This window comes from Rhodoferax sp., from assembly GCF_039922535.1.
Classification (GTDB): domain Bacteria; phylum Pseudomonadota; class Gammaproteobacteria; order Burkholderiales; family Burkholderiaceae_C; genus Rhodoferax_B.
The window spans coordinates 1-26,291 of record NZ_JBDTEM010000190.1; the positions used below are offsets into that span (position 1 = coordinate 1).

The 26,291-nt window shown below is 61.9% G+C and carries 28 protein-coding genes; 13 read left to right on the forward strand and 15 right to left on the reverse strand.

What is annotated here, in order from left to right; genetic code table 11:
- Positions 1-225, forward strand: a 225-nt coding sequence (locus ABI213_RS08920) for a hypothetical protein (RefSeq protein WP_348026792.1), incomplete at its 5' end; no start/stop codon positions are given.
- Between the two features lie 57 nt (positions 226-282).
- On the opposite strand, the gene ABI213_RS08925 is transcribed toward ABI213_RS08920, so the two are convergent.
- The 7 genes from ABI213_RS08925 to ABI213_RS08955 all read right to left on the reverse strand — a co-directional run bounded on the left by ABI213_RS08925 (position 283) and on the right by ABI213_RS08955 (position 7,012).
- A complete protein-coding gene (locus ABI213_RS08925; protein ID WP_348006384.1) occupies positions 283-1,032 on the reverse strand; it encodes an aspartate/glutamate racemase family protein in 750 nt (249 codons plus the stop codon).
- A gap of 3 nt (positions 1,033-1,035) precedes the next feature.
- The gene (locus tag ABI213_RS08930) at positions 1,036-1,749 is read right to left on the reverse strand and encodes a GntR family transcriptional regulator (protein WP_348006385.1); all 714 of its coding nucleotides are present in this window, start codon (positions 1,747-1,749) and stop codon (positions 1,036-1,038) included.
- Between the two features lie 20 nt (positions 1,750-1,769).
- Positions 1,770-2,636 (reverse strand): ABC transporter permease, encoded by an 867-nt coding sequence (locus tag ABI213_RS08935; RefSeq protein WP_348006386.1) that lies wholly within the window; start codon positions 2,634-2,636, stop codon positions 1,770-1,772.
- A gap of 1 nt (position 2,637) precedes the next feature.
- Positions 2,638-3,552 carry an ABC transporter permease gene (locus ABI213_RS08940; protein ID WP_348006387.1) on the reverse strand — a complete coding sequence of 305 codons (915 nt, stop codon included), beginning with the start codon at positions 3,550-3,552 and terminating at the stop codon, positions 2,638-2,640.
- Between the two features lie 271 nt (positions 3,553-3,823).
- On the reverse strand, positions 3,824-5,107 hold the full coding sequence (locus ABI213_RS08945) for an extracellular solute-binding protein (protein ID WP_348026794.1): 1,284 nt from the start codon (positions 5,105-5,107) through the stop codon (positions 3,824-3,826).
- A gap of 55 nt (positions 5,108-5,162) precedes the next feature.
- Positions 5,163-6,230, reverse strand: coding sequence for an ABC transporter ATP-binding protein (locus ABI213_RS08950; protein ID WP_348026796.1), 1,068 nt, complete (start codon positions 6,228-6,230; stop codon positions 5,163-5,165).
- Positions 6,231-6,364: 134 nt separating this feature from the next.
- The gene (locus ABI213_RS08955) at positions 6,365-7,012 is read right to left on the reverse strand and encodes a DsbA family oxidoreductase (RefSeq protein ID WP_348008504.1); all 648 of its coding nucleotides are present in this window, start codon (positions 7,010-7,012) and stop codon (positions 6,365-6,367) included.
- An 864-nt stretch (positions 7,013-7,876) separates the two neighbouring features.
- Here ABI213_RS08955 and ABI213_RS08960 point away from each other — a divergent pair.
- Complete coding sequence (locus tag ABI213_RS08960) at positions 7,877-9,166, forward strand: carbohydrate porin (protein WP_348008503.1); 1,290 nt, start codon at positions 7,877-7,879, stop codon at positions 9,164-9,166.
- 124 nt (positions 9,167-9,290) lie between these two features.
- A complete protein-coding gene (locus tag ABI213_RS08965) occupies positions 9,291-10,124 on the forward strand; it encodes an SHOCT domain-containing protein (RefSeq protein ID WP_348026798.1) in 834 nt (277 codons plus the stop codon).
- A gap of 63 nt (positions 10,125-10,187) precedes the next feature.
- Here the strand turns inward: ABI213_RS08965 and ABI213_RS08970 are convergent, their stop codons facing one another.
- The 3 genes from ABI213_RS08970 to ABI213_RS08980 are packed head-to-tail and all read right to left on the reverse strand — an operon-like array spanning position 10,188 to position 12,055.
- On the reverse strand, positions 10,188-10,478 hold the full coding sequence (locus ABI213_RS08970) for a YkgJ family cysteine cluster protein (RefSeq protein WP_348008501.1): 291 nt from the start codon (positions 10,476-10,478) through the stop codon (positions 10,188-10,190).
- 57 nt (positions 10,479-10,535) lie between these two features.
- The gene (locus ABI213_RS08975; protein ID WP_348008500.1) at positions 10,536-11,114 is read right to left on the reverse strand and encodes an NAD(P)H-dependent oxidoreductase; all 579 of its coding nucleotides are present in this window, start codon (positions 11,112-11,114) and stop codon (positions 10,536-10,538) included.
- Positions 11,111-12,055, reverse strand: a complete 945-nt coding sequence (locus ABI213_RS08980; protein ID WP_348026800.1) for a helix-turn-helix transcriptional regulator — start codon at positions 12,053-12,055, stop codon at positions 11,111-11,113. Before ABI213_RS08980 ends, ABI213_RS08975 begins: the two co-directional genes overlap by 4 nt.
- 96 nt (positions 12,056-12,151) lie before the next feature.
- Between ABI213_RS08980 and ABI213_RS08985 the strand changes: the two genes are divergently transcribed.
- From ABI213_RS08985 to ABI213_RS09000, 4 genes are all read left to right on the forward strand, one after another.
- Positions 12,152-12,955, forward strand: coding sequence for a ThuA domain-containing protein (locus ABI213_RS08985; protein WP_348008498.1), 804 nt, complete (start codon positions 12,152-12,154; stop codon positions 12,953-12,955).
- The gene (locus ABI213_RS08990; protein WP_348026802.1) at positions 12,952-14,004 is read left to right on the forward strand and encodes a Gfo/Idh/MocA family oxidoreductase; all 1,053 of its coding nucleotides are present in this window, start codon (positions 12,952-12,954) and stop codon (positions 14,002-14,004) included. Before ABI213_RS08985 ends, ABI213_RS08990 begins: the two co-directional genes overlap by 4 nt.
- An 80-nt stretch (positions 14,005-14,084) precedes the next feature.
- A complete protein-coding gene (fliD, locus tag ABI213_RS08995; protein WP_348006739.1) occupies positions 14,085-14,849 on the forward strand; it encodes a flagellar filament capping protein FliD in 765 nt (254 codons plus the stop codon).
- A 67-nt stretch (positions 14,850-14,916) separates the two neighbouring features.
- A complete protein-coding gene (locus ABI213_RS09000; protein ID WP_348006738.1) occupies positions 14,917-15,966 on the forward strand; it encodes an NAD(P)-dependent alcohol dehydrogenase in 1,050 nt (349 codons plus the stop codon).
- 84 nt (positions 15,967-16,050) lie between these two features.
- Here ABI213_RS09000 and ABI213_RS09005 read toward each other — a convergent pair whose 3' ends face one another.
- The 5 genes from ABI213_RS09005 to ABI213_RS09025 form a co-directional block, all read right to left on the reverse strand.
- Entirely contained in the window at positions 16,051-17,064 is a 1,014-nt protein-coding gene (locus ABI213_RS09005; RefSeq protein WP_348006737.1) for a transporter, read from the reverse strand.
- Position 17,065: 1 nt separating this feature from the next.
- Positions 17,066-18,697, reverse strand: coding sequence for an inorganic phosphate transporter (locus ABI213_RS09010; RefSeq protein ID WP_348006736.1), 1,632 nt, complete (start codon positions 18,695-18,697; stop codon positions 17,066-17,068).
- Between the two features lie 149 nt (positions 18,698-18,846).
- Entirely contained in the window at positions 18,847-19,779 is a 933-nt protein-coding gene (locus ABI213_RS09015) for a DUF808 domain-containing protein (protein WP_348006735.1), read from the reverse strand.
- Between the two features lie 146 nt (positions 19,780-19,925).
- Positions 19,926-20,192 (reverse strand): DUF2164 domain-containing protein, encoded by a 267-nt coding sequence (locus tag ABI213_RS09020; protein WP_295957249.1) that lies wholly within the window; start codon positions 20,190-20,192, stop codon positions 19,926-19,928.
- A gap of 4 nt (positions 20,193-20,196) precedes the next feature.
- Complete coding sequence (locus tag ABI213_RS09025; RefSeq protein ID WP_348006734.1) at positions 20,197-20,517, reverse strand: hypothetical protein; 321 nt, start codon at positions 20,515-20,517, stop codon at positions 20,197-20,199.
- 160 nt (positions 20,518-20,677) lie between these two features.
- Here ABI213_RS09025 and mnmG point away from each other — a divergent pair, with 160 nt between their 5' ends.
- The 6 genes from mnmG to ABI213_RS09055 all read left to right on the forward strand — a co-directional run bounded on the left by mnmG (position 20,678) and on the right by ABI213_RS09055 (position 26,280).
- The gene (gene mnmG / locus ABI213_RS09030; protein ID WP_348006733.1) at positions 20,678-22,651 is read left to right on the forward strand and encodes a tRNA uridine-5-carboxymethylaminomethyl(34) synthesis enzyme MnmG; all 1,974 of its coding nucleotides are present in this window, start codon (positions 20,678-20,680) and stop codon (positions 22,649-22,651) included.
- Positions 22,648-23,301 carry a 16S rRNA (guanine(527)-N(7))-methyltransferase RsmG gene (gene rsmG, locus ABI213_RS09035; RefSeq protein ID WP_348006732.1) on the forward strand — a complete coding sequence of 218 codons (654 nt, stop codon included), beginning with the start codon at positions 22,648-22,650 and terminating at the stop codon, positions 23,299-23,301. Before mnmG ends, rsmG begins: the two co-directional genes overlap by 4 nt.
- 30 nt (positions 23,302-23,331) lie before the next feature.
- Positions 23,332-23,946 carry a LysE family transporter gene (locus tag ABI213_RS09040; RefSeq protein WP_348006731.1) on the forward strand — a complete coding sequence of 205 codons (615 nt, stop codon included), beginning with the start codon at positions 23,332-23,334 and terminating at the stop codon, positions 23,944-23,946.
- A gap of 18 nt (positions 23,947-23,964) precedes the next feature.
- Entirely contained in the window at positions 23,965-24,732 is a 768-nt protein-coding gene (locus tag ABI213_RS09045) for an AAA family ATPase (RefSeq protein WP_348006730.1), read from the forward strand.
- A gap of 65 nt (positions 24,733-24,797) precedes the next feature.
- Positions 24,798-25,373 carry an alpha/beta fold hydrolase gene (locus tag ABI213_RS09050; RefSeq protein WP_348006729.1) on the forward strand — a complete coding sequence of 192 codons (576 nt, stop codon included), beginning with the start codon at positions 24,798-24,800 and terminating at the stop codon, positions 25,371-25,373.
- Complete coding sequence (locus ABI213_RS09055) at positions 25,360-26,280, forward strand: ParB/RepB/Spo0J family partition protein (protein WP_348006728.1); 921 nt, start codon at positions 25,360-25,362, stop codon at positions 26,278-26,280. Before ABI213_RS09050 ends, ABI213_RS09055 begins: the two co-directional genes overlap by 14 nt.
- The last annotated feature ends 11 nt before the right edge of the window (positions 26,281-26,291 follow it).

A 26,291-nucleotide genomic window follows, 5' to 3' on the forward strand; every position in this document is an offset into this window, starting at 1 on the left:
CCCGATGCAGTGGTGCGCGTCAGCTTTACCGCCACGGGCGGTGAGCTGGCTGCTGTAGGCAGTGGCAACCCGCACAACGTCGACAGCTTCCGGCGCGGTAAACGCTACACCTACCAGGGCAAAGCCATGGCTTATGTGCGCCCGCCCAAGTCGGCCGGGAAAATCCTGCTCACCGCCAGCGCAGATGGGCTCCGATCTGCCAGCCTGGAGCTGACGGCCCGGTAGCACTGTATTTATACGAAAACAGACTCTGGCGCAGGTAGTACCTGCGCTGGCAGCTATTTAAACCGTAGCAACTGAAGTCAAGGCCATCAACGCGGGCGACAGGCCAAGCCACGCGCCGGGCAGGCGGGCATCGGCCGACATGCTATTCGCCGCATTTCCACAAATTTGCGCCTGGCGCGCACCGGCCAGCACGCTGTCAATCACCGGCACGCGGACTTCGCTCTGGATCAGTGCCGCCATACCAGCCAGGCCCGCACCGCCCAGGATGACGGCTTGTACGTCGTGCTGCTCGGCCACCGTGCGGCAGGCGGTGGCCAGCAAGGCGCGGGCGGCGACCGGGTCGGCGGCCAGCTCGGCACCCGTGGCTTCCACCGTGTGGATGTGGACCAGGGTGTCGCCATAGCCCAGGCTGTAGGCCAGGCGCTGCAACATCGGCTTCCAGGCCACGCCGCCGGTGACCACGGCAAAGCGGCCATGCTGTGCGGCCTCTAAAAACGCGGCTTCGGCCAGGCCGGTAACCGGTGCCGCGCTGCATTCGCGCAGGGCCAACAGGCCGGGGTCGCCAAAGCAGCCGATCAGCACCGCGTCGGGGGTCGGGCCGCCGTCGGCGATCCACGCCGCCCAGGCATCCAGCGTGGCGTGCGCGGCGACGGCGTAGCTGGCCTCGCTGGAGATATAGCGCGCACCAAAGCGTGCCGTGGCCATGTGCACCGCTACATCGGGGCCGCTGGCCTGCAGGATGTGGGTGCGCAGCAGCGCGGTCACGCTGTCGCTGGTATTCGGGTTGATGACCAGCAAATGCCGCATGGATCAGGCGGCTTGGCCGAAGAGGGCGATCAGGTCGGGCGAGGTGGTGGCCACCGCACCAAAATGCACCTGCGCCTCCAGGTGCGCCAGATGCTCACGCATCAAGCGGGTGGCGGCTTCCACGTCGCGCAGGCGGATCGCGTCCAGCACCGAGCGGTGTTCGCGGCAACCGCAGCCACCGGCCCAGCTGTTCGGGTCGGTCTGGCTGACCGGGCCCCAGGTCATCAAAATCAGCGAGGTGCGCGACACCAGTTCGCGCAGGATGCGGCCCAGGGTTTGCTGCCCGGCACGCTCCGCAATCATCAGGTGGAAGTCACCCGACATGCGGATGGCGTAGCGCATGTCGCCTTTGGCGCGGGCAGCCTCTTCTTCGGCGATGAAGTGGGCCAACACGGCGATGTCGGCCGGGGTGGCGATGGCCATGAAGCGCTCTAGCAGCAACGGCTCGACCAGGCGGCGGGCCTCGAAGACTTCGCGGGCCTCCTGCTCGGTGGGTTGGGCTACGCAGGCCCCGCGGTTGGGCGTGAGGGTGACGATCTGTTCGTTGGCCAGCCGCACCAGCACCGGCCGGATGCGGGTGCGCGACACGCCGAAGGCCGTGCCAAGTTTGTCTTCCACCAGCTTGGTGCCGGGCTGGAGCCGGTGGTCCAGGATGGCGGAGACGATGCGTTCGTAAATTTCACTGTCGCTGAGCGCGGGAACGGGGGCGGTGGACACTATGAACGGCCTTTTTGTTTTTATTTGCGTCCCAAGAACTTTACCAGCAGCAAGGTCAAGCCCATCACGATGAAGGACACCACGGTGGTCACGGTGCCAATGGCGTAGATCGACGGCGTGGTGACGGTGGTGGTCAGGCCTTGCAGCTCCAGCGGCAGGGTGTTGACATCGCCAATCGCCTGCGAGGTGCGGGCGATTTCGTCCCAGCTCAGGGTGAAGCCGAACATGCCGATGCCGACCACCGCCGGCGCAATCAACGGCAGCACCACGTGCCTGAAGGTCTGCCACGGCGTCGCACCCAGGTCGCGCGCGGCTTCCTCATACGAGGGGTTAAAGCGGTTGAAGATGGCGAACATGATCAGCAGGCCGAAAGGCAGGGTCCAGGTCAGGTGCGCGCCCAGGGCCGAGGTGTAAATGCCCAGGGCGGTGCCGTAGTTGTCCAGCGTGTCCTGCCAGCCTAAATATTCCAGCGCCTTTTTGATGCCGCTGTCGAGCAGGCGGAACTCCAGGCCAATGCCCAGCGAGACGATGATGGACGGCATGATCAGGCTGGCCACCACCACAAAGAACAGAATGCTGCCGCCGCTGAGTTTCTTGCGAAACGCCAGCCCGGCCAGCACCGAGAACACCACGGTGAAGGCCATCACCACCAGGCCCAGGCCCAGCGAACGGCTCAGCGCAGCCCCAATGTCCACCACACCCAGGCCTTTGAACAGCTCGTAGAACCAGTGCAGCGACACGCCCCGCATCGGAAAGGTCAGTCCGCCCTCAGGGCCCTGGAAGCTGAGCACCACGATGACGACCATGGGGCCGTACAGAAACAGCACGTAGGCCACGAATACCAGCGCCAGCGCCCAGAAGGCGGCGGGTTTTTTGTTCAGGTTCATGTCACAGCTCCTTGCGGATATCGACCATGCGGGTCAGCGACCAGATGATCATCAGCACCAGGGCCAGCAGAATCATGGCGTTGGCCGCAGCCAGCGGAAACTGCAGGTACGAGGTTTGCACCTGGATGATCTTGCCCACCGAGGCGATTTGCTGGCCACCCATCACGCCGATGGTGACGAAGTCGCCCATCACGATGGTGATGACGAAGATGGAGCCGATGATGATGCCGGAGCGGCACAGTGGCACGATCACATTCCACAGCGTTTGCCAGCCCGAGGCACCGCTGTCGTTGGCGGCCTCGATCAGGCTGCGGTCGATGCGCATCATGCTGTTGAAAATCGGCACGATCATGAAGGTGGTGAACAGGTGCACAAAGGCCAGCACCACCGAGAAACTGGAAAACAGCAGCCACTCCACCGGCTTGTCGACCACGCCCACGGTCATCAACGCGTCGTTCACCAGGCCGTTACGCCCCAGCAAGGGCACCCAGGCAATCATGCGGATCACGTTAGAGGTCCAGAACGGAATCGTGCACAGCACAAACAACACCGTCTGCACCGCGGCCGACTTGACGTGAAAGGCCAAAAAGTAGGACACGGTAAAGCCGATCACCAGCGTGATCAGCCAGACCAAGAAGCAGAATTTGAAGGTCGATAAGTAGGTCTTGAAGGTAACGCACATGTCGTCGCCCGGGGACAAGCAGTTTTCAAACACCGCCAGGTAGTTCTTGAAGGTGAACCCCGGCAGCATCTCGTACTGGTTGTAGTCCCAGAAGCTGACCATCAGCACCAGCGCCAGCGGCAACAAGAAAAACAGCGCGAAAACCGCCGTCAACGGCAAAGCTTGCCACCAGGCCGCAATAGAGCGACCCGGCGCAGCGGAGGCCGAATGGGTAGGGGCAGCAGGTGTGCTCATGGTGGTGGCTTCACATTACTATCAAAATCGTAGCTGCCAGCGCAGGTGCTACCTGCGCTGGAGGCCTATTTTCTATAAATTCATCCCCGCACCAAATAGACGGCCGGGAAGTTCTCTCAGGCAAGCGCAGCGAAGCCCGTTCGTGAACAACCGCGGAACTGGCTTTGCCAGGCCGCTGGTTGTGCCCCCTGCAAGGGGGGAGGAGGCCACCTGCGTTCTCAGCCCAATGGGCCGATTCCGGGGCAGTGGGCAAGCCTGGGGGTGAGCTCAATCAGGCTGCGACGAATTCATTCCATTTGCCGACCATGTAGGCGTTTTCGTCCATCACGGCGTTCCAGCAAGCGATGCCGCCCATGCGCGCTTCGTAGCTGCCGCCGTCGCGGATTTCGCCCTTCTTGGCCAGCACGTCGCCGTGGGGGCTCTTGATATCTTGCGTGGCGGGTTTGCCTTCCATCCAGTAAGCCCACTCGTAGGCTTCCATCTTGGATTTGGCGGTGTCCAGCACGGCGCTGTAATAGCCCTGGCGGTTCAGGTAGGCACCGGCCCAGCCGTCCAAGAACCAGTTGATGAACTCGTAGGCACCGTCCAGCTTTTTGCCAGACAGGGTAGCGGGCAGGCCAAAGCCGGAAGCCCAGGCGCGGTACCCTTCCTTCAGCGGCTGGAAGGTACAGGCAATGCCCTTGCTACGCACGGCGGTAACCGCGGGGCTCCACATCGACTGGATCACCACTTCGCCGGAGGCCATCAGATTCACGGACTCGTTGAAGTCTTTCCACAGGCTGCGGAACTGGCCTTGCTTTTTGGCTTCAATCAGGGTCTTGATGGTCAGATCAATTTCCTTCTTGGTCATGTTGCCTTTGTCGGGATACTTGTAGATGCCCATGGCTTCCACCACCATCGCCGCGTCCATGATGCCGATGGAGGGGATGTTCAAAATAGCGGCTTTGCCCTTGAATTCAGGGTTCAGCAGCTCGGCCCAAGAGGTAATAGGGCGCTTGATGAGGTCGGGGCGGATGCCCAGCGTGTCGGCGTTGTACACGGTGGGGATCAGGCTCATGTACTGCGTAGGCGTGGCGGAGAATTTCTTGCTCCGTTCGCCTTCCAGGTAGATCACCTTCTTGGGGGCGGTGCCTTGGTCGCCGACCTTCTTGCCGTCGATTTCACCCTTGGTGAACAAGGTGGTGATTTTGTCGGCATTCTTGATGCGCTTGGTGTCGATGCCCTTCAGATTGCCGGTGGGAACAATGTTCTTCAGCGAGAAGTATTCCGAGTCGATCAGGTCAAAGCTGTTGGGGGCGGTGACGGCGCGCTTGGTCACGTCGTCGGTGGTCACGGCCACGTACTGGATCTTGATGCCGGTGTCTTTTTCAAACTTGTCGGCAATTTCCTTGTCCTGGTTCACCGCCGTGCCCAGGTAGCGCAGAACGATGGGGTCGGCAGCGTGCACTGCGGGGAAGATGCCGGTGGCCAAAATGCCGGCCGTGCCTTTGAGCAGCGAGCGGCGCTGCATGGTGGCCTGCAAAGCGTTGGTGGGTTCTGGAAGTACGTCGGACATGGTCAAAACTCCTAAGGACAGCGGTTAAAAAGAAAAAAGGGAGTGCCTGAAACCGTCAGGCAGCGGTGAGAACGGGAGTGCGCGCACCCAGCGGATGGGCGGCCTCTGGGGCCCAGGCCAGTTGCACGGCTTCGGACACTTGGTAAGGCCGGGCTGCAAACTGCGCCTCGGACACCATCACGGAATACTCGGCCGTGGCGTTGGCGTTTTGCGCCACACCCGGCTTTTGCAGGCCCAGCAGCACGTAGGTGCCCTGGTATTCCACGTCGCTGATGACCGCGGCCATGTTGTGCAGGCTGTCGGGTTGGGCCAGCTCGGCAGGAATGACTTGCATGTGGTCGGTGCGCACACCCATCTTGCCGCGCGCCGTGTCCAGCACGTTGTGGCCGCCCATGAAGCGCGCCACAAATTCGCTGGCCGGGCGGTTGTAGACCTCGTGCGGGCTGCCGACCTGTTCGATCAGGCCATGGTTCATCACCACCATGGTGTCGGCCAGGGCCATGGCTTCTTCTTGCGAGTGGGTGACGTGGATGAAGGTCAGACCCAGCTCCTTTTGCCAACGGCGCAGCTCGGCACGCATCTGGATACGCAAAAACGGGTCTAACGCGGAAAGGGGTTCGTCCAGCAGCAAGACCTTGGGCTGGGTAATCAGCGCGCGTGCCAAGGCCACACGCTGCTGCTGGCCACCCGACAATTCCCCTGGCTTGCGTTCTGCCAGGTGGCCCATGGCCACCCGGTCCAACAGGTCTTTGGCCTTGGCATGGCGCTCGGCCTTGTCCATGCCCTTCATCTTCAAGCTAAAGGCCACGTTGTCTAACGCACTCAAGTGCGGGAACAACGCGAAACTCTGGAACATCATGGCCGTGCCGCGTTCGGCCGCCGGCAGGTCGGTGATGTTGCGGTTTTCCAGCAGCACATCGCCACTGCTGACCGATTCATGTCCCGCCACCATGCGCAAGGTGGTGCTCTTGCCGCAACCAGACGGCCCTAAAAGGCAGCAGTAGCTGCCTTGGGCAATCCGGAGATTGATGCTGTCAACAGCGGGCTTGCCCGATCCATAACGCTTGGTCAGCGCGATGATTTCGATGGCCGAGGGCGTGGGGGTCGTGGAGGGGGTTTGCATGCCCACACCCTACGCATCAACTGTGCCAGGCCATGTACGCAATCTAAATCATGGATTGCGTACAACTTGCACCTTAAGTGTGCGCAAAACAGGTGGGCCTGTTCTCCATACAGCGTTTACATGGTGCGTGCGCGCTACGCCGCTGCTGCAATTTGGCGCAAGGCCTGCTCAAACACCTCGGGCGGCTGGCCACCGGAGATTAGGTGGCGGTCATTGATGATGATGGCGGGCACCGAATGGATGCCTTGGCTTGTATAGAACTGCTCGCGTTCACGCACCTCGTCGGCATAGGCATCGGTTTCCAGAATGGCCCGTGCCCGCACCGGGTCCAGCCCCACTTGTTCGGCCACTTGCACCAGCAAGGCGTGGTCGCTGGGGTTTTGGCCCAGGGTGAAGTAGGCGTCAAACAACGCCTGCTTCAGGGCGTGCTGGTGGCCCTCTAGCTCGGCCCAGTGCAGCAAGCGGTGCGCATCGAAGGTGTTGTAGATGCGGTCGCGCTGGCCCAGATTGAAGGTAAAGCCGAGCTCGGCTCCGCGGGCGCGGATGTTTTCTTTGTTGGCAGCCGCCTGGGCCGGGGTGGAGCCGTATTTGCGCGCCAAGTGCTCGGTGGTGTCTTCGCCCTCGGGTGCCATCTGGGGGTTGAGTTCAAACGGCTGAAAGTGCAATTCGGTCGCGATGCTGTCGCCCACACGCGCCAGCGCCTGCTCTAGCGACTTCAAACCCACCACGCACCAGGGGCAGGACACATCCGAGACGAAATCAATTTTGAGCGGCGTAGCCATACTTATCCTTGTCTTGAAAAGCTGTGGATAGATCCGGCATAACTGCACGGTTATCCACAGGTAAACGCTAGATTTAAAAGTTGTTCATTTTGGCGTGACACCAGAAAAGCAGGGTCACGCACACCTGGCAACACGGTATAACCTGTTGATTAAAAAGGATAAAACTGGCTTACCCACAGATGAGGCAGGTGCTTACTACTACTACTATGTATTAATAAAACCATTAGAAGAATAGTCAAACACAAAGTCCGTTGGAGTTCGACGGATTTATGGCTTGGTCAAAGCGGTTCGCAAGGCATTTTTTTGCAAAACAGCAAAGTAGCAGCAACCATTCCATTCAGCACCGCCTTGTTTTTAGGCTTGGGCACGCTTTTGCCCCCCTGAATTTGGATTTAGTAAGTTGTATTTGTAAATGTTTGGCAAAAAAACAACAAATTAGTACAAGTACTTAGTTCAACTAAGTAACTAAGTTACTACAGTTCTTTTTGTCCGAAAGTGCTCTACAAAACGCATACAAAGCGTCTTTTGTGAGTGGATGAGGCAGGGATTTCTGTACCCCAATGTTTTATCTTTCTGTCTAAGAACGTAAAAAACTGTATTTCTGATGAAATTTTTGTAATCAATTTACGAAAGCTTCAAATAAATTTACAGAATGTTTACAAAACCAACCCCGAGAAGGGCCTGGGGAGAAAGTAAGTGGCATGTGAAACGGGTTTTGTGCCACCAAGGGCAAAAGCAAGGGGGGCAGTTCTGCAAGCCTGAATTTTCAGGATTTCGTGGCCGGGGGGTTTCTTCCGGTCAACTTTAGCCACACCCATTGGGGTGTTCAAAGTCGTTACTAAAAGACCAACGGAGATACCGAAGATGAAGTTCTTTAAATTACGTGCCACCGTCGCCGCAGCGTCGTTGTTGGCGGCTGGTGGCCATGCTTTTGCCCAGGCGGCCACTGATATACCTGTGGATCCCACGCTGGAAAAGCAGATCACCCAGGTGGTCAAAAAGGTGACGGATGCCACCGGTCTGGAGTTCACCGGCTACTTGCGTACCGGTTTTTATTCGTCTGCCAATGGCCAAGCCAAAGGCCAGTACCAACTGGGTGGCAGCTTGAGCCACTACCGTTTGGGCAATGAAGGCGACAACTACTTTGAAGTCATGATCGGCAAAAACTGGGATCTGGGCGGTGGCGTGAAGTGGGGTGTCCACTGGATGCCCAATTTCTACAACGGCACCACCGGCACGCCACAAATCTACTCCGACATCAAGGGCCTGAGCTTTGCACCCAATGTCAGCTTCTGGGCCGGTCAGCGCTTCCACCGTATCCAGGACATCCACGTCATCGACCAATGGTTGATGGGGGATGGTGACAGCTACGGCGCAGGTGCCGATGGTATTGATGTCGGTTTCGGCAAGCTGAACCTTGCGGTGTACAGCGACGGCAATACTGGTAACTCGACTGTTTCCGAAAACAATGCCCGCCGTGCCAACTTCCAGTGGCGCGATCTGCCGGTCAACCCCGGCGGCAAGCTGACCCTGACCGGCGGCGTGGTGAACGGCACGTTTGCCCAGGGCTCCAACGGGGGTGCATTGGGCTTGTTGCATAACCAAGCCGACTTCATAGTCCCCGGCATGACCAATTCCTTCTTCTTGCAAGGATCGACAGGCCATGCGGACATTGACGGCAAGATGTACAACCTAAATACGGCTCCTGGCGTTTCCGCTCCCGGTGCTAAACAAGCCCGCGTCATTGAATCCATCAACTGGCAAAGCGGTCTGTTTGGTGGCCAGGCGCTGGTGGGTTACCAAACCCTCAAACCGGACAACGGCGTGACCACCAAGGACGTGTCTTTGGGCGGTCGTGTGTCTTACGGTGTGGCCAAGAACGTCAAGCTGTTGGGTGAACTGGGTCTGACCCAGCGCAAGATCGACGGTCAAGACAAACAAAACCTGACCAAGGGTACTTTCGCGGTGGCCTTCTCGCCCAATACCGACTTCTGGACCCGTCCTGAGTTCCGTATTTACGTCACCCGTGCCAACTGGAACGATGCCGCTCAATCTGCCGCTGCCGCTTCTGTCGCCGCCGGTGGCGCCGCTAGTGCGCTGTTTGGCCGTACCAAGGCCACCACCATTGGTGCCCAAGTGGAAGCTTGGTGGTAAGCCCTTAGTTTTCGCAAGAAGCTGAGCCGGGCCCAGGTGCATGCTGTTGGATTCAACGGCGTGCACCTGGGCTTTTGTTTTGTGTGTGTTGGGACTTGCGTAAGTCCTGTGTGAAATGGAATCTATGAGAAAAGCCAAGCAATGGATCGCCACGGCGGTCTGCGCCGCAAGCCTGGTGGCGGCACCCGGTGCCCATGCGGGCTTGTTTGATGGGCTGTTTGGTGGCAGCAAGGCCGGTAATGCCAGCCAGCCAGACCAGCGTACGGTCTGGAATATCCACGACTTCTCCAGCATCGAGCTGGTAGCCCGCGAAGCGGGTGCGCCCGACAACCGGCATCCGGCAGTGTTGAGCACCAGGACCTTGCAGCAATTTCTAGAATCGGTGCGCATCCCCGGTGCCAAGGGCGCTTTAGAGCTGGTGACGGGCTCTGAGGCCGAGCAACTCGCCGAACCCCTGTCGGAGGCTTTGGCCAGCGCCACGCCGGGCCAGGACGTGCTGCTGGTGAGCAGCGAGCGCCGCGTCCGAAACTCGATAGAACCCCCGATGGCGGTTACCGCCCGTATTTTTGTCAACGCCGAGGGCTTGCAGTTGGTGGTGCGGGATGCGCGCTTCAATTTTTATGACAACTGGCGCGGCACTGGCGTTACACCCACTTTCCGCTACGGTTCGCGCAACAGCCCGGGTTCGGCGCAGCTGCAAAGCGTGCTGGCGACCAGCCACCGTGCCGACTGGTTGAGCTGCCCGCGCACGGCGGGCATGACATCGGCCATTGCCCCCACCCTGGTGAAAGCCGCAGCGCCTGCACCCGCCGCTGCCCCGGCACCCGTCCAGCGCAACGCGGCTTTTTATGATGCCCAAGAACTGCGTCTGCAAAAGCTGAAAAGCCTGCGTGAAAAAGACCTGATCACCGACCAGGAATACCAGCAAAAGCGCCAGGAAATCCTGAAGGACATGTAAACCGGGTTGCTACTTTTTAGATAGCTGCTGGCGCAGGTGGAATGTGCGCTGGTGGCTTAAAAGTTATAGAAGTGCAGGTGAAATGGAGCACGGCTGGGTGGCAATCTCCAGCTGGGTCAGGTAGTGCATGGCGTGCAGGTTGGTGCTGCCGCACATGTCGGCCGCGGGCTGCAACTGGCCGCACACTGCGGGCCGCTCCGGCTGGCCAAAAATGCGGCACCGATTGGCCGCGTCCAGTTGCACGCAGCGTACCCCGGCAGGCTTGCTGATGCCGTTCACCACCGGCATGCCGGGGATGGGGGAGCTGATGCTGGGGGCAATGCAGCAGGCACCGCAACCCAATCTGCATTCCATGGATTTACTACTTATTTAATAGCTGCCAGCGCAGGTACTGTCTGCGCTGGAGGCCGATTAGGCTTGAAACTTCCGGGCCGCCCACAGCACCTGGTCCACCACAGCTTGCACGCTGGCACGGTGGGTTTCCTGCTTCAAACTGCCGTCCTCGGCAAAGGCCTCAAACGCCCGGGCCAGCGCGAACTGTTTGGGGGCCACCCAGCATTGCATATTGGCCATCAGTGGCGACAAATGCGTCAACGACCGCAAACCGCCCAGTCCGCCCGGCGAGGCACTCAGCAGGCCCACCACCTTGCCAGTGAACGCGCGAAAGCCGTCTTTCCACACCGGGTCGGTTTTGATGGGGCTGGAGGCCCAGTCGATGGTGTTCTTCAGCAGCGCGGGGTAGCTGCCGTTGTACTCGGGCGCGCAGAGTATCCAGGCCGGATGGGCAAACATGATCTCTTTCAGCCGCAGCACGTCGGCAGGCGTGCCTTCGGCCTCCAGGTCGGCGTTGTACATGGGGATGTCGAAGTCGGCCAGCTCGATGTGCGTGACCTCGGCCCCGGCTGCCGTGGCGATGCGGGCGGTGGCGTGGGCCAATTGGCGGTTGTACGACTGTTTGCGGGTGCTGCCCGCGAAGAGGAGGGTTTTCATAAAGCGGATTTCACCACAGCATGCCCTTGCCGGTACCCCTTCGGCGTTTGCCCATACTGCGCCCGAAAGCTGTGGATGAAGTAGCTGGGGTGGGCGTAGCCGCAGGCCCAAGCCACTTCTTTGATGGCCAGCGCGCTCTCGGCCAGCAGGCGGGCGGCGCGGGCCATGCGCATGCGGTTGATGTAGGCCACCAGGGCTTCCTGTGTCTGCTGGCGGAACAGGTGCGACAGGTAGTCGGCCGTGCAGCCGCATTGCTGGGCCAGGCCGCGCACGCTCAAATCGGCATCGCCCAACTGGTTTTGCACCAGCACCCGTACCTTGGTGACCCATGCGGATTCGGGGGCGGTATGCGGGTCGACATCGGCCAGCGCGCGCAGCACCCCGGCAGTGGCGGCGGCCACCAGAGCGCGGATTTGTAGCGTGGCCCATTCTGGGTGTTCGTTCTGGCCCAGCCGGGCCGCGTCGGCCAGCCAGTCGTGGATATGGCGGGCCTGCAGGTGCTGGCGCCTCTCCAGGTGACGGATGCCGGGCTTGCCGGTACGGACCTCAAAGGCCAAATGGCAGGTGAGGGCATGGGCTTCAGCGTAGACCACCAGGTTGGCAAACGGCTGGTCGGGCGCGGCACGCACCTGCTCGGCATGCCGCAGCTGCGGCGGCATCAGCAGCGCCTCGCCGGGGCCCAGGGTCAGCGTGCCGTGCGGCAAGCGAAAGTCGGTCCAGCCAGCGGTTTGCAGGAACAGTTCGGGGCCGACGTGGAAGTGGCCCTCGCCGCGCTCCACCGGGGCTCCGCCGGGCAGGCGCACCACCAGGCTGCCCGCCATGGCGCGCTGTAAGAAGTCACCCAGGTGCTGGCGCATGGCCAGTGCGTCCTGGGCCGCAGACGGGGCCAGCGTGGCGGTGCACAGGGTAGAGGTGGCGCATCCAGGATTTTTGCTATTCATTGCGGATTTTTGACAGCAATTGGGCTGCGGGGAAGGGCGGGGCAGGCTTAGAGTCTAGGGCACATAACGCCAAATTCCCACCCCAGGAGCACCCTAGTGAAAACCCGTATTTCTGTTATTGTTTGGAACGAATTCCGCCACGAACGCGAGAACGCCGCCGTGGGCGCCATCTATCCCGAAGGCCTGCACACCACCATTGCCAACGCCCTGGCCGCTACCCCCGGCCTGAACCCCGGTGCCCTGCCGCTGGACATCAGCACCGCCACGCTGGACGACCCGGAGCACGGCCTGAGCGAGGCCCGCCTGGCCGCCTGCGACGTACTGATTTGGTGGGGCCACAAGGTGCACAACCTGGTGGAAGACGCGGTGGTCGACCGGGTGCAAAAGCGCGTGCTCGAAGGCATGGGCCTGGTGGTGCTGCATTCCGGCCATTTCAGCAAAATCTTCCGCCGCATGATGGGCACCAACTGCTCGCTGAAATGGCGCGAGGCGCACGAGAAAGAGCGCCTGTGGGTGGTCGAGCCATCGCACCCTATCGCCGCGGGCTTGGGCGAGTATTTCGAGCTGCCCAATGAAGAGATGTACGGCGAGCGCTTTGATATTCCGCAGCCCGACAGCACCGTATTTATCTCGTGGTTCGAGGGCGGCGAGGTGTTCCGCTCCGGCTGCTGCTGGGAGCGCGGCCATGGCCGCATCTTCTACTTCCGCCCCGGTCACGAGGCCTACCCTACCTACCACGACAAAAACGTGCAGCGCGTGATCGCCAATGCCGTGCAGTGGGCCGCGCCCCGCGTCAACATCGTGGACGTGTGCCCCAACGCCCAGCCGCTGGAACCCATCAGCCACAAGCCGGGTTTCACCAACGTCGGCATTGTTCAAACCAAGGCGGATTTGGCATGAGCGAAGCGACTAAAAAACTCCGTGTCGGCGTGATCGGTCTGGGTATGGGCCGCGCGCACATCAAAGGCTGGCAAGAGCATCCGCATGTGGAAGTGGTGGCCCTGGCCGACCCCGATAGCGCCCGGCTGACCACGGTGGGTGAGGAGTTCAGCGTGGCCTGCCGCTATGCCTCAGCCGAAGAAATGCTGGCCACAGAGCGGCTGGATGTGGTCAGCGTTTGCACGCCCAACAAGTTCCACAAGGGCCTGACCCTGGCCGCACTGGCCGCAGGCTGCCACGTGCTGTGCGAAAAGCCCATGGCCATGAACGCGCTGGAAGGCCGCGAAATGCTGGAGGCCGCCAAAGACGCAGGCAAGCGGCTGATGATCAACTTCTCGTACCGCTTCAGCGCGGCATCGCGGGCTTTGAAGACCCAGGTGGATGCGGGTTTGTTTGGCGACTTCTATTTTGGCCGCAGCGTCTGGCACCGCCGCCGGGGCATGCCCGGCTTTGGCGGCTGGTTTGGCACCCAGGCCCTGGCCGGGGGCGGCCCGCTGATCGACCTGGGCGTGCACCGCCTGGACCTGGCCCTGTGGCTGATGGGCTACCCCAAGCCGACCTGGGTGATGGGCAGCACCTACAACCCCATCGCCAGCGACCTGGCCCAGAAGGCCGGTAAGACGTTTGACGTGGAAGACCTGGCCGCTGGCTTCATCCGCTTTGAAAACGGCGCCACCTTGGCCCTAGAGGCCTCCTGGGCCGCCAACATCCAGGAGGCTGAGCTGATGGAAACCCGGCTGCTGGGCACCAAGGCCGGTTTGCTGCAAAAGAACCTGCACGCGGGCTACACCTTTGACGCGCATGTGTTCACCGAAGTCAACGGCGCACCGGTGGACATCCACCTGTGCCCGCCCACGGCCCCGGCCCCATCGGCCATGTTTGACTACGCCGAAGCCATCCTGACCGATACGCCGCACCCGGCGGGCGGCGACGAGGGCTTGGTGGTGATGCAAATTTTGGACGCGCTGTACGAGAGTGCCCGCACCGGCGCGCCGGTGCGCATCGGCTAGCAGCAGGGTATCTATCTGCAGGGATAAGGACTAGACTGGTTTACCGTGAAAGGCCTGCCGTACGGCAGCGCGGCAACACCATGAACATCAACGACTTCGCCAAAGCCAACGCGGTAGCCCTCTATCTGGGGTCCTACGCGAACCCCCAAACGGGAAGCACGGGCAACACCGGCTTGTCGGCCCAGCCCGGGTTTCAAAAGGCGGAAAAACGCATCCAGGCGCAGGTGGATGTGGCTACGGCGCAGTTGTCTTCCTTTGGCAAGCTCAAGTCCTCGCTGTCCGAACTGCAGAGTGTGGGGCAGGGCTTGGCGGGCTTGGCCAGCGCCACCACCCCGGCGGCCCAGAAAGCCGCAGCCAACCAATTCGTCAGCGCGTTCAACGCGGCCATCGACAGCGCCAAAGCCGCTGCCACGGTGGCCGGTGATGCGGCGGCCACGCAAAGCGCGTTGCGCAGCATCAAAGACCTGGTGCATGCCGTGAATGCCAATGCGGCGACCACGGGTGCCCTGCAGCAATTGGGTATCAATCTGGGCTCCAACGGCAAGTTGGCGCTGGACAGCCGCAGCTTTGAGGCCGCGCAAAAAACCGACCCCGCGGCGGTGACCCGCAGCCTGGCGGTGGTGGGCAAACAGGTGGCCGATGCCAGCACGCAAGAGTTGGCGATGGACGGCCACCTGGGTCTGTATTTGTCGGCGCTGGCCCAGCGCTCCAGCATTCTGAAAAGCCAGCAAGGCATGCTGGCATCCCTGGGGCTGTACACCCGCCCTAACCAGGGCAGCAGCACTGGCGGCAGCTATGATTTGGGCCTGGCGGCTTACCGAAAAAGCCTGCTTTCTGGCTGGTAAATAACCTTGTTGCACGCCTGACACGGCTTCGTTCTACCATGCCGGTTTGCTTTTAATGGAGACTCCCATGACGACCGCCCACGGCTACGCTGCCACCTCCCCAACCTCCCCTCTGGCCCCTTTCAGTTTTGAACGCCGCACCCCCGGTGCGCAGGACGTGGCGCTGGACGTTTTGTACTGCGGAGTCTGCCATTCCGACCTGCACACGGCCCGCAACGAATGGAAAAACACCATCTACCCGAGCGTGCCTGGCCACGAAATTGTCGGCCGCGTCACCGCGGTAGGCGATCTGGTCAGCAAGTTCAAGGTGGGCGACCTGGTCGGCATCGGCTGCATGGTCGATAGCTGCCAGCACTGCACACCCTGTGCCGATGGCCTGGAACAGTACTGCGACAACGGTTTTACCGGCACCTACAACGGCCCCATGTTCCCCAACGGCACCAACACCTACGGCGGCTACTCCAGCCACATGGTGGTGCGCGAATCCTTCGTGCTGCGTATTTCCCACGGGCTAGACGACCTGGCCGCCGTGGCCCCGCTGCTGTGCGCGGGCATCACCACCTATTCACCGCTGCGCCAGTGGAAGGTCGGCCCTGGCCAGAAGGTCGGCATCGTCGGCTTGGGTGGGTTGGGCCACATGGGCGTGAAGATCGCCGCTGCCATGGGCGCGCACGTGGTGCTGTTCACCACCTCCGAGAGCAAGCGTGCCGATGCCTTGCGTCTGGGTGCCAAGGAAGTGGTGGTGTCCAAGAACGCCGACGAGATGGCCGCCCACGCGAATAGCTTTGACTTCATCCTCAACACCGTGGCCGCTGCGCACAACCTGGATGCCTTCTTGGGCCTGCTCAAGCTGGACGGCACCATGACCCTGGTCGGCGCGCCGGAAACCCCGCACCCGTCCCCCAATGTGTTCGGCCTGATCATGAAGCGCCGCCGCCTGGCCGGTTCGCTGATCGGTGGCATCAAAGAGACGCAAGAGATGCTGGACTTCTGTGCCCAGCACGGCATCGTGTCGGATATCGAAACCATCCCCATGGACCAGATCGAAACCGCTTACACCCGCATGTTGAAAAGCGATGTGAAGTACCGCTTCGTCATCGACATGGCAACGCTCTAGTTTTTAAGCCTTTTTTCAGGCATAAAAAAAGCTGCCAGCGCATATTTAACCTGCGCTGGCAGCTATCAAAAAAGTACTAATTTCTTACTTTTTCCGGTACACGTACCACCCAGCCAGCGCGGTAAACACCACGATGATCGCCACCACCACGAAGAAGCCGTGGTGGTATTCGGCCAGGGGGATGCCGCCCACGTTCATGCCCAGCAGGCCGGCCACGATGTTGATGGGCAGGGCCAGTACGGTGACCACCGTCAGGGTAAACACGCTTTGGTTGGTTTGCTCGCTCACCTGGGCGGCGATTTCTTCCTGCAGCAGCTTGATACGCTCCTTCAGCTCGGACAGGTCGCGGATGGTCAGCGAGAACTCTTCGGTGACCTGGCGCAGCTCTTCCAGGTCGTGCTCGCTGATCCACTGGGGCGGCAGGCGCAGCAGGCGAAACAGGGCGCCCGGCTCGGGTGCCAGCAGGCGCTGCAGCCGCACCAGCACGCGGCGCAGCTGGCCCAGATCGGCACGTCGGTTTTGCAGGCGGCCCACCAGAAACTTGTCTTCAATCACGTCCACCTTGACGGTGGCGTCGCGCACGATGCGCACCAGCACGTCGCCTTGTTCGTGCAGCAAGGTGTTCAAAAACGCGATGGACGAGGGCAGGGGTTTGCCATTCTTCACCGCATCGCGCATCCGGTCGATGGAGCGCAGCGGGTGCGAACGGGCGCTGATGGCCATGTGCGGGCCCAGGTTCATCCACAGGCTGGCGATCTCGGCGGGGTCAAAGGCGAACTCGTAGGCCACGTCGTTGACCACCGCGATCAGCGTGTCGTGAGCGTCCTCGATGCGGGTGGAGCGCGAGCCCTCGTGCAGCGCCTCGAAGAACTCGGGCACCACGTCGGGCAGCTGTTTGCGGATGCAGGCCTCGGCGGCAGCGTCGCTCAGGTTGAAGTGCAGCCAAACGAAATCGGCCGCGCTTTTGGCGCGGCCGTTGCCCAGCCAGGCGATGGCTTGGGCCAGATCCAGCGGCACACCTTTCGCTCCACCCTCACCGCCTTCGAACAGGTAGCCGCAGAGCAGGCCGTTCCTGTCCGATCCGTAGCGAATCTCCATCTCAGAAAATGTGCGAGAACAGCCAGTACAGCGAGCCGGACAGCAGGATGGACACCGGCAGCGTCAGCACCCAGGCCATCAGCAGGTTGCGGATGGTGGACATCTGCAGGCCGGATTTATTGGCCGCCATGGTGCCCGCTACGCCGGACGACAGCACGTGCGTGGTGGATACCGGCAGGCCGTACATGTCGGCTGCGCCAATGGTGATCATGGCCACCAGCTCGGCGGACGCACCCTGGGCGTAGGTCAGATGGGTTTTGCCGATCTTTTCACCCACGGTGACCACAATGCGTTTCCAGCCCACCATGGTGCCCAGGCCCAGCGCAATCGCCACGGCCACCTTTACCCACAGCGGGATGAACTTGGTGGCATCGTCGATCTTGCCCTTGAAGGCCTTCAGGTTGGCTTTGGCGTCGGCATCCAGATGGGCATCGGGGTTTTTGTCGAGGATGCGGATGGCTTCGGACGTGAGGTACATGTCGTTGCGCATATTGGTCACGGCGGCGGCGGGTACTTTGGCCAGCGAACCGTAGGTTTTGACCTGGGTGCCGATGTCGCCGACGATCACGCTCAACGCTGGCACGACCTCATCCACCAGCTCTTTGCTGCGCAGGTAGGTGGTCAATGTTTCACGTGGATCATTCGGTGCGGCGATGCTGCTGGTGTTACGTAAGGACTGCTGCGTGACTTGCGCCAGGGCGCTGAACTGCACCACCTGGTCGGCCGGCATGGCGCGGTTCAGCGCGTAGGCCATGGGTACGGTGCCCACCAAGATCAGCATGATCAGGCCCATGCCCTTTTGGCCGTCGTTGGAGCCGTGGGCAAACGACACGCCGGTGCAGGTCAGCACCAGCAGGGCGCGGATCCACAGCGGTGGGGGTTTATTGCCCTTGGGTTCTTCGTACAGGGCCTTGTTTTTCACAAAAGCGCGCAGGGCCAGCAGCAGCAGGGCGGCGCAACCAAAGCCCACCAGGGGCGACAGCAGCAGCGAATAGCCGATCTTGGTGGCCTGGGCCCAGTCCACGCCACTGGTGCCGTCACGGCCGTGCATCAGCGCGTTGGCAATGCCCACGCCCAGGATAGAGCCGATGAGGGTGTGCGAAGACGACGAAGGCAGGCCCAGCAGCCAGGTGCCCAGGTTCCAGATAATGGCGGCGATCAGCAGCGCAAACACCATGGCAAAGCCTGCGCTCGAGCCGACGTGCAGGATCAGCTCTACCGGCAGCAGCGAGATGATGCCAAACGCCACCGCGCCGCTGGACACCAGCACGCCCAGAAAGTTGAAGCAGCCCGACCAGATCACCGCCACGTTCGGCGGCATCGAGTGGGTGTAGATCACCGTGGCCACGGCGTTGGCGGTGTCGTGGAAACCGTTGACAAATTCAAACCCCAGCGCAATCAGCAGCGCCACGCCCAGCAGCAGGTAGGGCACCCAGTTGGTAGTGAAGGCACCGGCTTCCTGCACATCGCTGACCAGGCTGTAGCTGCTGAACAGCAGGCCGATGGCCAGCAGAGCGACAAACACGATGACCGTGACCGGGCCGGTTTTGTGGTCCAGCTTGGGGCGTGAAGACGGTGGAGGGGCCTGTTCCCCCACGTGCTGCGGTCTGAAAGGCGTGGTCGCGGTGTTCATGGGGAAGGGCCTCTTGGGGTGGATACATCGCCAAGTGTCTTACCGCCCCGTGACAACTGTGTGACAGGTTTTGCCAGGAAAAATTTATAAAAAATAGGCTTCTAGCGCAGATTCCACCTGCGCTAGCAGCTATTTTTTATATAGCAATGTTAGTGCGCTTTTGCGCCCCGTAAACGCTGTACCAGTGTCACACCTGCCAGCACCACCGCACCCGCCACCACCCCGGCAATGCCGTTGAGCAGCGTCGGGGCCACGGTCTGCAGCAGGCCGCCCACGCCGGGCACGGCAGCGGCCCACTGGGCGATGGCTTCGATGCCGTGGTGGGCGGCGAGCCAGCCGTGCGTCAAAATTCCGCCGCCCACCAAAAACATGGCGGCGGTGCCGACCACCGACAGCGCCTTCATCATCCAGGGCGCAAAAATCAAAATGCCCCGACCCAGGCTCTGCTTCCAGGCGCTGGCTTGCTGCGTGAGGTACAGGCCGCCGTCGTCCAGCTTGACGATGCCCGCCACCAGCCCGTACACCCCTATCGTCATCACCACGGCAATGGTGGTCAGCACCGTGAGCTGGGTGCTGAAGCCGCTGCCCTGCACCGTGCCCAGGGTGATGGCGATGATCTCGGCCGACAGGATGAAGTCGGTGCGCACCGCGCCCTGGATTTTTTCTTTTTCCATGGCCACCAGGTCTACTGCCGGGTTGGCCACCGCAGCCGCCAGCGCGCTGTGCTCGGCAGCCACCACATCGGCGCTGTGCATAAAAGGGTGGGCCAGCTTCTCAAATCCTTCAAAGCACAGGTAGGCACCGCCCACCATCAGCAGCGGCGTTACCGCCCACGGGGCCACGGCGCTGATGGCCAGCGCGGCAGGCACCAGGATGAGCTTGTTGCGAAACGAGCCCTTGCAGACGGCCCATACCACCGGCAGCTCGCGTTCGGCTTTGACACCGCTGACCTGCTGCGCGTTCAGCGCCAGGTCGTCGCCCAGCACGCCGGTGGTTTTTTTGGCTGCCACCTTGGTCAGCACGGACACGTCGTCCAGGATGGAGGCAATGTCGTCGATCAGCGCGAGCAGGCTAGAGGCCATGGGGAGTTTTCCAAGCAAGTGCGCCGCACCGTGCGGACGCTAGGGGTGGATTGTCGCTGGCCGGTAAAACCACATGTCCAATAGGCTATTCGCGCAGACGCTACCTGCGCAAGCAGCTATGAAAACAGGAGCAATGCTTGGGTGCGCTATTTGCGTTGCTTGTCGGCCTTGTGCCAGTAGGTGAATGCGTCCTCGTGCACTTCGATGTCCACCTCCATCACCCGCGCCTGCAGCTGGGCCTGCACGTCGGCCACCGCCTGGTTGTAAACCAGCGGGCCGATTTCTTCCAGGAAAAAGCCCAGCAATCCCCCGGCGGCCACGTTGCCGATTTTCTCGTCCATGTGGGTCAGGAAATAGCGTTCGATGGAGGCGATGGCCTGCTGGCGGGTGTCGGGGCGGATGGTGATGGGCATGTTTTTAGGCGTTTGCAGCCAGGTATTCTTTGGCTTTCAAGCCCACAAACTGGCGGCCCGGGTTGCTGCCGCTGCACCATTCTTCGGGGCCGAACAGCGCAAACAGGCCGATTTTGACCAGGGTGGGGATGGCCAGTTCTAACTCGTGTTCTACCTCGCCGCGTGCGCCTGCGTTGTACAGCGCCACGTTGTGCAGCATGGCGGCCACGGTGCCGGTTTGTACCTGGCTGCCGTCGTGAAGGGTCACGCGCGGCAGGGTTTCGCCAGCCGCCAGAATCTTCTGGTTGACGCGGGCCAGGATGATGGCTTCGGTAGAGGAGGGCATGGGGTTTCCTTTTCGGGTGGCGATGGAAGGATCATAAGAGTCCGCTTGGCCGCAGGGAATGGAGGGGTTTATTAAAATGCTGGATTCCCCCTCTGTCTTTGTCCTGCCGTTTTGGTGGGGTCGGGCGGCTATGGGGCTGGCACTGACAGAGGACGAGAGTATGTTGTACCCCCAAGAATTTGATGTGATCGTGGTTGGCGGCGGCCATGCCGGCACCGAGGCCGCGCTTGCTGCTGCGCGCATGGGGTGCAAAACCCTGCTGCTGACGCACAACATCGAGACCCTGGGCCAGATGAGCTGCAACCCGTCGATCGGCGGCATCGGCAAGGGGCATCTGGTCAAAGAGGTGGACGCACTGGGCGGAGCCATGGCCTTGGCCACCGACGAGGGCGGCATCCAATTCCGCATTTTGAATTCCAGCAAAGGCCCTGCCGTGCGCGCCACCCGCGCCCAGGCCGACCGTGTGCTGTACAAAGCCGCCATCCGCCGCATGCTGGAGAACCAGCCCAATCTGTGGCTGTTCCAGCAAGCCGTGGACGATTTGATGATCGAAGGCGACCGCGTGGTGGGTGCCGTGACGCAGGTCGGCGTGCAGTTCCGCAGCCGCACCGTGGTGCTGACGGCGGGTACCTTTTTGGACGGCAAGATCCACGTCGGCCTGAACAACTACGCCGCAGGCCGTGCGGGCGACCCCCCGGCGGTGTCGCTCAGCGCGCGCCTGAAGGAGCTCAAGCTGCCCCAGGCCCGCCTGAAAACCGGCACGCCGCCGCGCATCGACGGCCGCAGCATCGACTACAGCCAGTTGGAAGAGCAGCCCGGTGACGGCATGCCCGGCGGCATGGGCGCGCAGATTCCGGTGTTCAGCTTCATGGGCAACCGGGCCATGCACCCACAGCAAATGCCGTGCTGGATCACCCACACCAATGCGCGCACGCACGAGATCATCCGCGCGGGCTTTGACCGCAGCCCCATGTTCACCGGCAAGATCGAGGGCGTGGGCCCGCGCTACTGCCCCAGCGTGGAAGACAAGGTCAACCGCTTTGCCGACAAAGACAGCCACCAGATCTTCCTGGAGCCCGAAGGTCTGAATACCCACGAGATCTACCCCAACGGCATCTCCACCAGCCTGCCGTTCGACGTGCAGTACGACCTGGTGCGCTCCATGAAGGGCATGGAAAACGCCCACATCCTGCGCCCCGGCTACGCCATCGAATACGACTACTTCGACCCGCGCGCTTTGAAGAGTAGCTTCGAGACCCGTGCCATCGGCGGCCTGTTCTTTGCAGGCCAGATCAACGGCACCACCGGTTACGAAGAGGCCGCCGCCCAAGGCCTGTTCGCTGGCATCAACGCCGCACTGCAATGCCGTGGCGAGTCATCATGGCTGCCGGGCCGCGACCAGGCCTACCTGGGCGTGCTGGTGGATGACCTGATCACCAAGGGCGTAACCGAGCCGTACCGCATGTTCACCAGCCGCGCCGAGTTCCGCCTGCAGCTGCGCGAAGACAACGCCGACATGCGCCTGACCGAGATGGGCCGCAGCATGGGCCTGGTGGACGATGCCCGCTGGGAGTCGTTCAACCGCAAGCGCGAAGCTGTTTCACGTGAAACAGAGCGCCTGCGCAGCCTGTGGATCAGCCCCAAGAACCTGGCGGTGGCCGAAGCCGAGCGGGTGCTGGGCAAAGCCATCGAGCACGAATACAGCTTGGCCGAACTGCTTCGCCGCCCGGATGTGCACTACGACGGCCTGATGTCGCTGGCCAGTGGCAAGTTCGCGGTGGACGAGTTCGCGCCCGGTGTTCCACGTGAAACAGCCCAGGCCGACTTTGTGGCCGCCGTGCTGGAGCAGGTGGACATCAACGCCAAGTACTCGGGCTACATCGAGCGCCAAAAGTCCGAGATCGACCGCGCTGCCCACTACGAGCACCTGAAGATCCCCGCCGACCTGGACTACCTGCAAGTCAGCGCCCTGAGCTACGAGGTGCGCCACACCTTGAACAAACACCGGCCCGAGACGCTAGGCCTGGCATCCCGCATGTCGGGCGTGACCCCGGCGGCCATTTCGCTGCTGCTGGTGCATTTGAAAAAGCTGGGCTGGAAGGACCGGCCGACGGTGGAGGAGGCCACTGCATGAGCGAGTGTTTGGAGATACTCACCCGCAGCACCGCACAGCTTGGCCTAGCCCTGTCAGACGCGCAGCACCAAACCCTGCTGCGCTACCTGGACCTGGTCTTGAAGTGGAACAAGGTCTACAACCTGACCGCGCTGCGCGACCCGGCCGAAGCGTTGACGCACCACTTGATCGACAGCCTGGCCGCCGTGCCACCGCTGCTGCGCCATCTGGCGGGGCGAGACGATGCCAAGCTGTTGGACGTAGGTTCCGGCGCGGGCCTGCCCGGCGTGGTGTTCGCCATTTGCTGCCCGCAGCTGCAGGTGCGCTGTGTGGATACCGTCGGTAAAAAGGCTGCGTTTGTGCAGCAGGCGGCGCTGGAACTGAAGCTGCCGAATCTGCGCGGCGTGCATGCCCGGGTCGAAAGCCTGACTGAAAAGTTCGACGTGGTGAGCGCCCGTGCCTTTGCCTCGCTGGTGGATTTCACCACCTGGTCGGTCGCCGCGCTGGCCGAGCAGGGCGTGTGGCTGGCGATGAAGGCCAAGCACCCCGAAGCAGAAATCGCCGCGCTTCCCGCATCTGTGGAGGTGTTTCACGTGGAACAACTCACTGTGCCGGGGCTGGACGCAGAGCGTTGCATCATATGGCTACGTTCTAAAAACCCCGTCGCGTAAACTCGCCTCCTCACACGCGAGGAGTTCCCCATGTTCGGCATTGCAAATTACGGCGCGTTCGTCGCTGCCATCATCGTTTTTTTGATGATTCCCGGCCCGGGTAATTTGGCGCTGATCACCTCCACCAGCAAGGGCGGCATCCGTGGCGGCCTGGCCGCCACCCTGGGTGTGATCCTCGGTGACCAGGTGCTGATGTGGACGGCAGTGGCTGGTGTGGCGGCCTTGTTGGCCAGCTACCCGGTGGCGTTTGCGGCGGTGCAGTGGCTGGGTGCCGCTTACCTGGCGTTCCTGGGTTGCAAGATGCTGCTGGCCAAGGCGGGCGATGCGCCTATTTTGAACATCCGGCCGTCCCACTTTCTGCGCCAGGCCTTGGTCATCACGCTGTTGAACCCCAAGGCCATCGTGTTCTACATGGCATTCTTCCCGCTGTTTGTGGATCCCGCACACCACCAGGGCCTGCTGACCTTTGCGGTGATGGCGCTGACGATTGCCGCGCTGACCTTTGTCTACGGCCTGGTCGCCACCTTGTTGACCCATTTTCTGGCCGAGCGCATGCGTGCGAACCCGGTTGTGTCCCACGCGCTGAACAAGCTGGCGGGTGTGTTTCTGATTGGCTTTGGCGTGAAGCTAGCCCTGTCTAAGTAAGTATTGTTGAAAGCTCCCATGGCAAAAGTGTTCTGTGTAGCCAACCAAAAGGGCGGGGTCGGTAAGACCACCACCACCGTCAACCTGGCGGCGGGCTTGGCCAAGGTTGGGCAGCGCGTGCTGATGATCGACCTGGACCCGCAGGGCAACGCCACCATGGGCTCGGGCGTGGACAAGCGCACCTTGGAGCTCACGGTGTACGACGTGCTGCTCGAATCCAGCAGCATTGCCGAGGCCCGCGTGCAGGCCGAAAAATGCGGCTACGACGTGCTCGGCTCTAGCCGCGAACTCAGTGGAGCCGAGGTCGAGCTGGTGACCATGGAGCGGCGCGAAAAGCGCCTGCAGGCCGCTATCGCCAAGGTGGCTGCCGAATACGACTTTGTGCTGATCGATTGCCCGCCCAGCCTGTCCATGCTGACGCTGAACGGCCTGTGCGCCGCCAACGGCGTGATCGTGCCCATGCAGTGCGAGTACTTTGCGCTGGAAGGCCTGACCGACCTGGTCAACACCATCAAGCAGGTGCACGCCAACCTGAACAAAGACCTGCAAATCATCGGCCTGCTGCGCGTGATGTTCGACCCCCGCATCACCCTGCAGCAGCAGGTGAGCGACCAGCTCAAGGCGCACTTTGCCGACAAGGTGTTCAACACCGTCATCCCGCGCAACGTGCGTCTGGCCGAAGCACCCAGCTACGGTCTGCCCGGCGTGGTGTTCGACCCGTCTGCCCGTGGCAGCCTGGCCTACGTGGCCTTTGCCGAAGAAATGGTCCAGCGCATCCAGGCCTAAATTTATAAAAAATAGGCTGCTAGCGCAGATAACACCTGCGCTAGAAGCTATATAAACAATAGCAAATGACACACCCTCGCACACCTTTCCGCGTGCTGCTCCTTCCCGGCTGGCAAAACTCCGGCCCTGGCCACTGGCAAACCCTGTGGGAAACCCAGTTTGGCGACCTGCGGGTGGAGCAGCACGACTGGCTGCACCCGCTGCGGGGCGACTGGATTACCCGGCTGGAAGAGGTGGTGCAGGAGGTCGTACAAGAGCAGGACGGTCCGGTGTGGCTGGCCGCGCACAGCCTGGGCTGCCACCTGGTGGCGGCGTGGGCGGCGGTGTCGCACAACACCGGCAAAGTGCAGGGCGCGTTGTTGGTGGCACCGCCTGACGTGGCGCAGGCCGATTTTCCACCGCAGCTGCACCGCTGGGCCGTGCCGGTGCTGGGCAAGCTGCCGTTTGCTGCCACGCTGGTGGCATCGACCGATGACCCGTATTGCAGCCTGGACGCCGCCGAAAAGTTCGCCCACCACTGGGGTGCGGCATTCCAGCACATCGGCCCGCGTGGCCACATCAACGCCGAATCCGGCCTGGGCGCTTGGCCCCAGGGCAGGGCGCATCTCAACTTAGAAGGCAAAACACATGGCAACCCCTAAACGCAAAGGCCTGGGCATGGGCCTGGATGCCCTGCTCGGTCCCAAGGTCGTCGATCCCGCGCCGCTGGAAACTGGCTTGCCCACCGTCTTGCTGCTGAGCGATCTGGTGCCCGGCCAGTACCAGCCGCGCACCCGCATGGACGAAGGCGCGCTGTACGAGCTGGCCGAGAGCATCAAGGCGCAGGGCATCATGCAGCCGATTCTGGTGCGCCAATTGGCCAGCGGCGACAACGCTGGCAAGTACGAGATCATCGCCGGGGAGCGGCGTTTCCGCGCCGCCAAACTGGCCGGGCTGGACCGCGTACCGGTGCTGGTGCGCGATGTGCCGGACGAATCCGCCGCCGCCATGGCCCTGATCGAAAACATCCAGCGCGAAGACCTGAACCCGCTGGAAGAAGCCCAGGGCCTGCAGCGCCTGGTGAAAGAATTCGCCATGACGCATGAGCAGGCCGCGCAGGCCGTGGGCCGTTCGCGCAGCGCTGCCAGCAACCTGTTGCGCCTGCTGAACCTGGCCGACCCGGTGCAGACCATGCTGATGGCGGGCGACCTGGACATGGGCCATGCCCGCGCCCTGCTGACGCTGGACCGGGCCACGCAGATCAGCGCCGGTAGCCAGATCGCCGCCAAGAAAATGTCGGTGCGCGAGGCCGAAAGCTTGGTCAAAAAGCTCAGCGCCGAGTTCTCGCTCACCCCCTCGCCCAAGGCCGCCAAAGAGAAGTCGCGCGACCTGAAGCGGGTGGAAGAAGAGCTGTCCGACCTGCTGATGGCCGAGGTCGACATCCGCATCAAAAAGCGCGTCAAACGCCACGGAAAATTTGAGGAAATGGGCGAGATTGTGGTGCAGTTTGGCTCGCTGGACGAGCTCAACGGCCTGGTCGAAAAACTCACGCGCAGCGCAGCGCACTGAACGGGTGTTGC

Bases quoted from the DNA above. Each gene is read 5' to 3' on its own strand.
- ABI213_RS08925 (WP_348006384.1), bottom strand. From the start codon at position 1,032: ATGCGGCATTTGCTGGTCATCAACCCGAATACCAGCGACAGCGTGACC.
- ABI213_RS08935 (WP_348006386.1), bottom strand. From the start codon at position 2,636: ATGAACCTGAACAAAAAACCCGCCGCCTTCTGGGCGCTGGCGCTGGTA.
- ABI213_RS08940 (WP_348006387.1), bottom strand. From the start codon at position 3,552: ATGAGCACACCTGCTGCCCCTACCCATTCGGCCTCCGCTGCGCCGGGT.
- ABI213_RS08945 (WP_348026794.1), bottom strand. From the start codon at position 5,107: ATGTCCGACGTACTTCCAGAACCCACCAACGCTTTGCAGGCCACCATG.
- ABI213_RS08950 (WP_348026796.1), bottom strand. From the start codon at position 6,230: ATGCAAACCCCCTCCACGACCCCCACGCCCTCGGCCATCGAAATCATC.
- ABI213_RS08955 (WP_348008504.1), bottom strand. From the start codon at position 7,012: ATGGCTACGCCGCTCAAAATTGATTTCGTCTCGGATGTGTCCTGCCCC.
- ABI213_RS08960 (WP_348008503.1), top strand. From the start codon at position 7,877: ATGAAGTTCTTTAAATTACGTGCCACCGTCGCCGCAGCGTCGTTGTTG.
- ABI213_RS08965 (WP_348026798.1), top strand. From the start codon at position 9,291: ATGAGAAAAGCCAAGCAATGGATCGCCACGGCGGTCTGCGCCGCAAGC.
- ABI213_RS08970 (WP_348008501.1), bottom strand. From the start codon at position 10,478: ATGGAATGCAGATTGGGTTGCGGTGCCTGCTGCATTGCCCCCAGCATC.
- ABI213_RS08975 (WP_348008500.1), bottom strand. From the start codon at position 11,114: ATGAAAACCCTCCTCTTCGCGGGCAGCACCCGCAAACAGTCGTACAAC.
- ABI213_RS08980 (WP_348026800.1), bottom strand. From the start codon at position 12,055: ATGAATAGCAAAAATCCTGGATGCGCCACCTCTACCCTGTGCACCGCC.
- ABI213_RS08990 (WP_348026802.1), top strand. From the start codon at position 12,952: ATGAGCGAAGCGACTAAAAAACTCCGTGTCGGCGTGATCGGTCTGGGT.
- fliD (WP_348006739.1), top strand. From the start codon at position 14,085: ATGAACATCAACGACTTCGCCAAAGCCAACGCGGTAGCCCTCTATCTG.
- ABI213_RS09000 (WP_348006738.1), top strand. From the start codon at position 14,917: ATGACGACCGCCCACGGCTACGCTGCCACCTCCCCAACCTCCCCTCTG.
- ABI213_RS09005 (WP_348006737.1), bottom strand. From the start codon at position 17,064: ATGGAGATTCGCTACGGATCGGACAGGAACGGCCTGCTCTGCGGCTAC.
- ABI213_RS09010 (WP_348006736.1), bottom strand. From the start codon at position 18,697: ATGAACACCGCGACCACGCCTTTCAGACCGCAGCACGTGGGGGAACAG.
- ABI213_RS09015 (WP_348006735.1), bottom strand. From the start codon at position 19,779: ATGGCCTCTAGCCTGCTCGCGCTGATCGACGACATTGCCTCCATCCTG.
- ABI213_RS09020 (WP_295957249.1), bottom strand. From the start codon at position 20,192: ATGCCCATCACCATCCGCCCCGACACCCGCCAGCAGGCCATCGCCTCC.
- ABI213_RS09025 (WP_348006734.1), bottom strand. From the start codon at position 20,517: ATGCCCTCCTCTACCGAAGCCATCATCCTGGCCCGCGTCAACCAGAAG.
- mnmG (WP_348006733.1), top strand. From the start codon at position 20,678: ATGTTGTACCCCCAAGAATTTGATGTGATCGTGGTTGGCGGCGGCCAT.
- rsmG (WP_348006732.1), top strand. From the start codon at position 22,648: ATGAGCGAGTGTTTGGAGATACTCACCCGCAGCACCGCACAGCTTGGC.
- ABI213_RS09040 (WP_348006731.1), top strand. From the start codon at position 23,332: ATGTTCGGCATTGCAAATTACGGCGCGTTCGTCGCTGCCATCATCGTT.
- ABI213_RS09045 (WP_348006730.1), top strand. From the start codon at position 23,965: ATGGCAAAAGTGTTCTGTGTAGCCAACCAAAAGGGCGGGGTCGGTAAG.
- ABI213_RS09050 (WP_348006729.1), top strand. From the start codon at position 24,798: ATGACACACCCTCGCACACCTTTCCGCGTGCTGCTCCTTCCCGGCTGG.
- ABI213_RS09055 (WP_348006728.1), top strand. From the start codon at position 25,360: ATGGCAACCCCTAAACGCAAAGGCCTGGGCATGGGCCTGGATGCCCTG.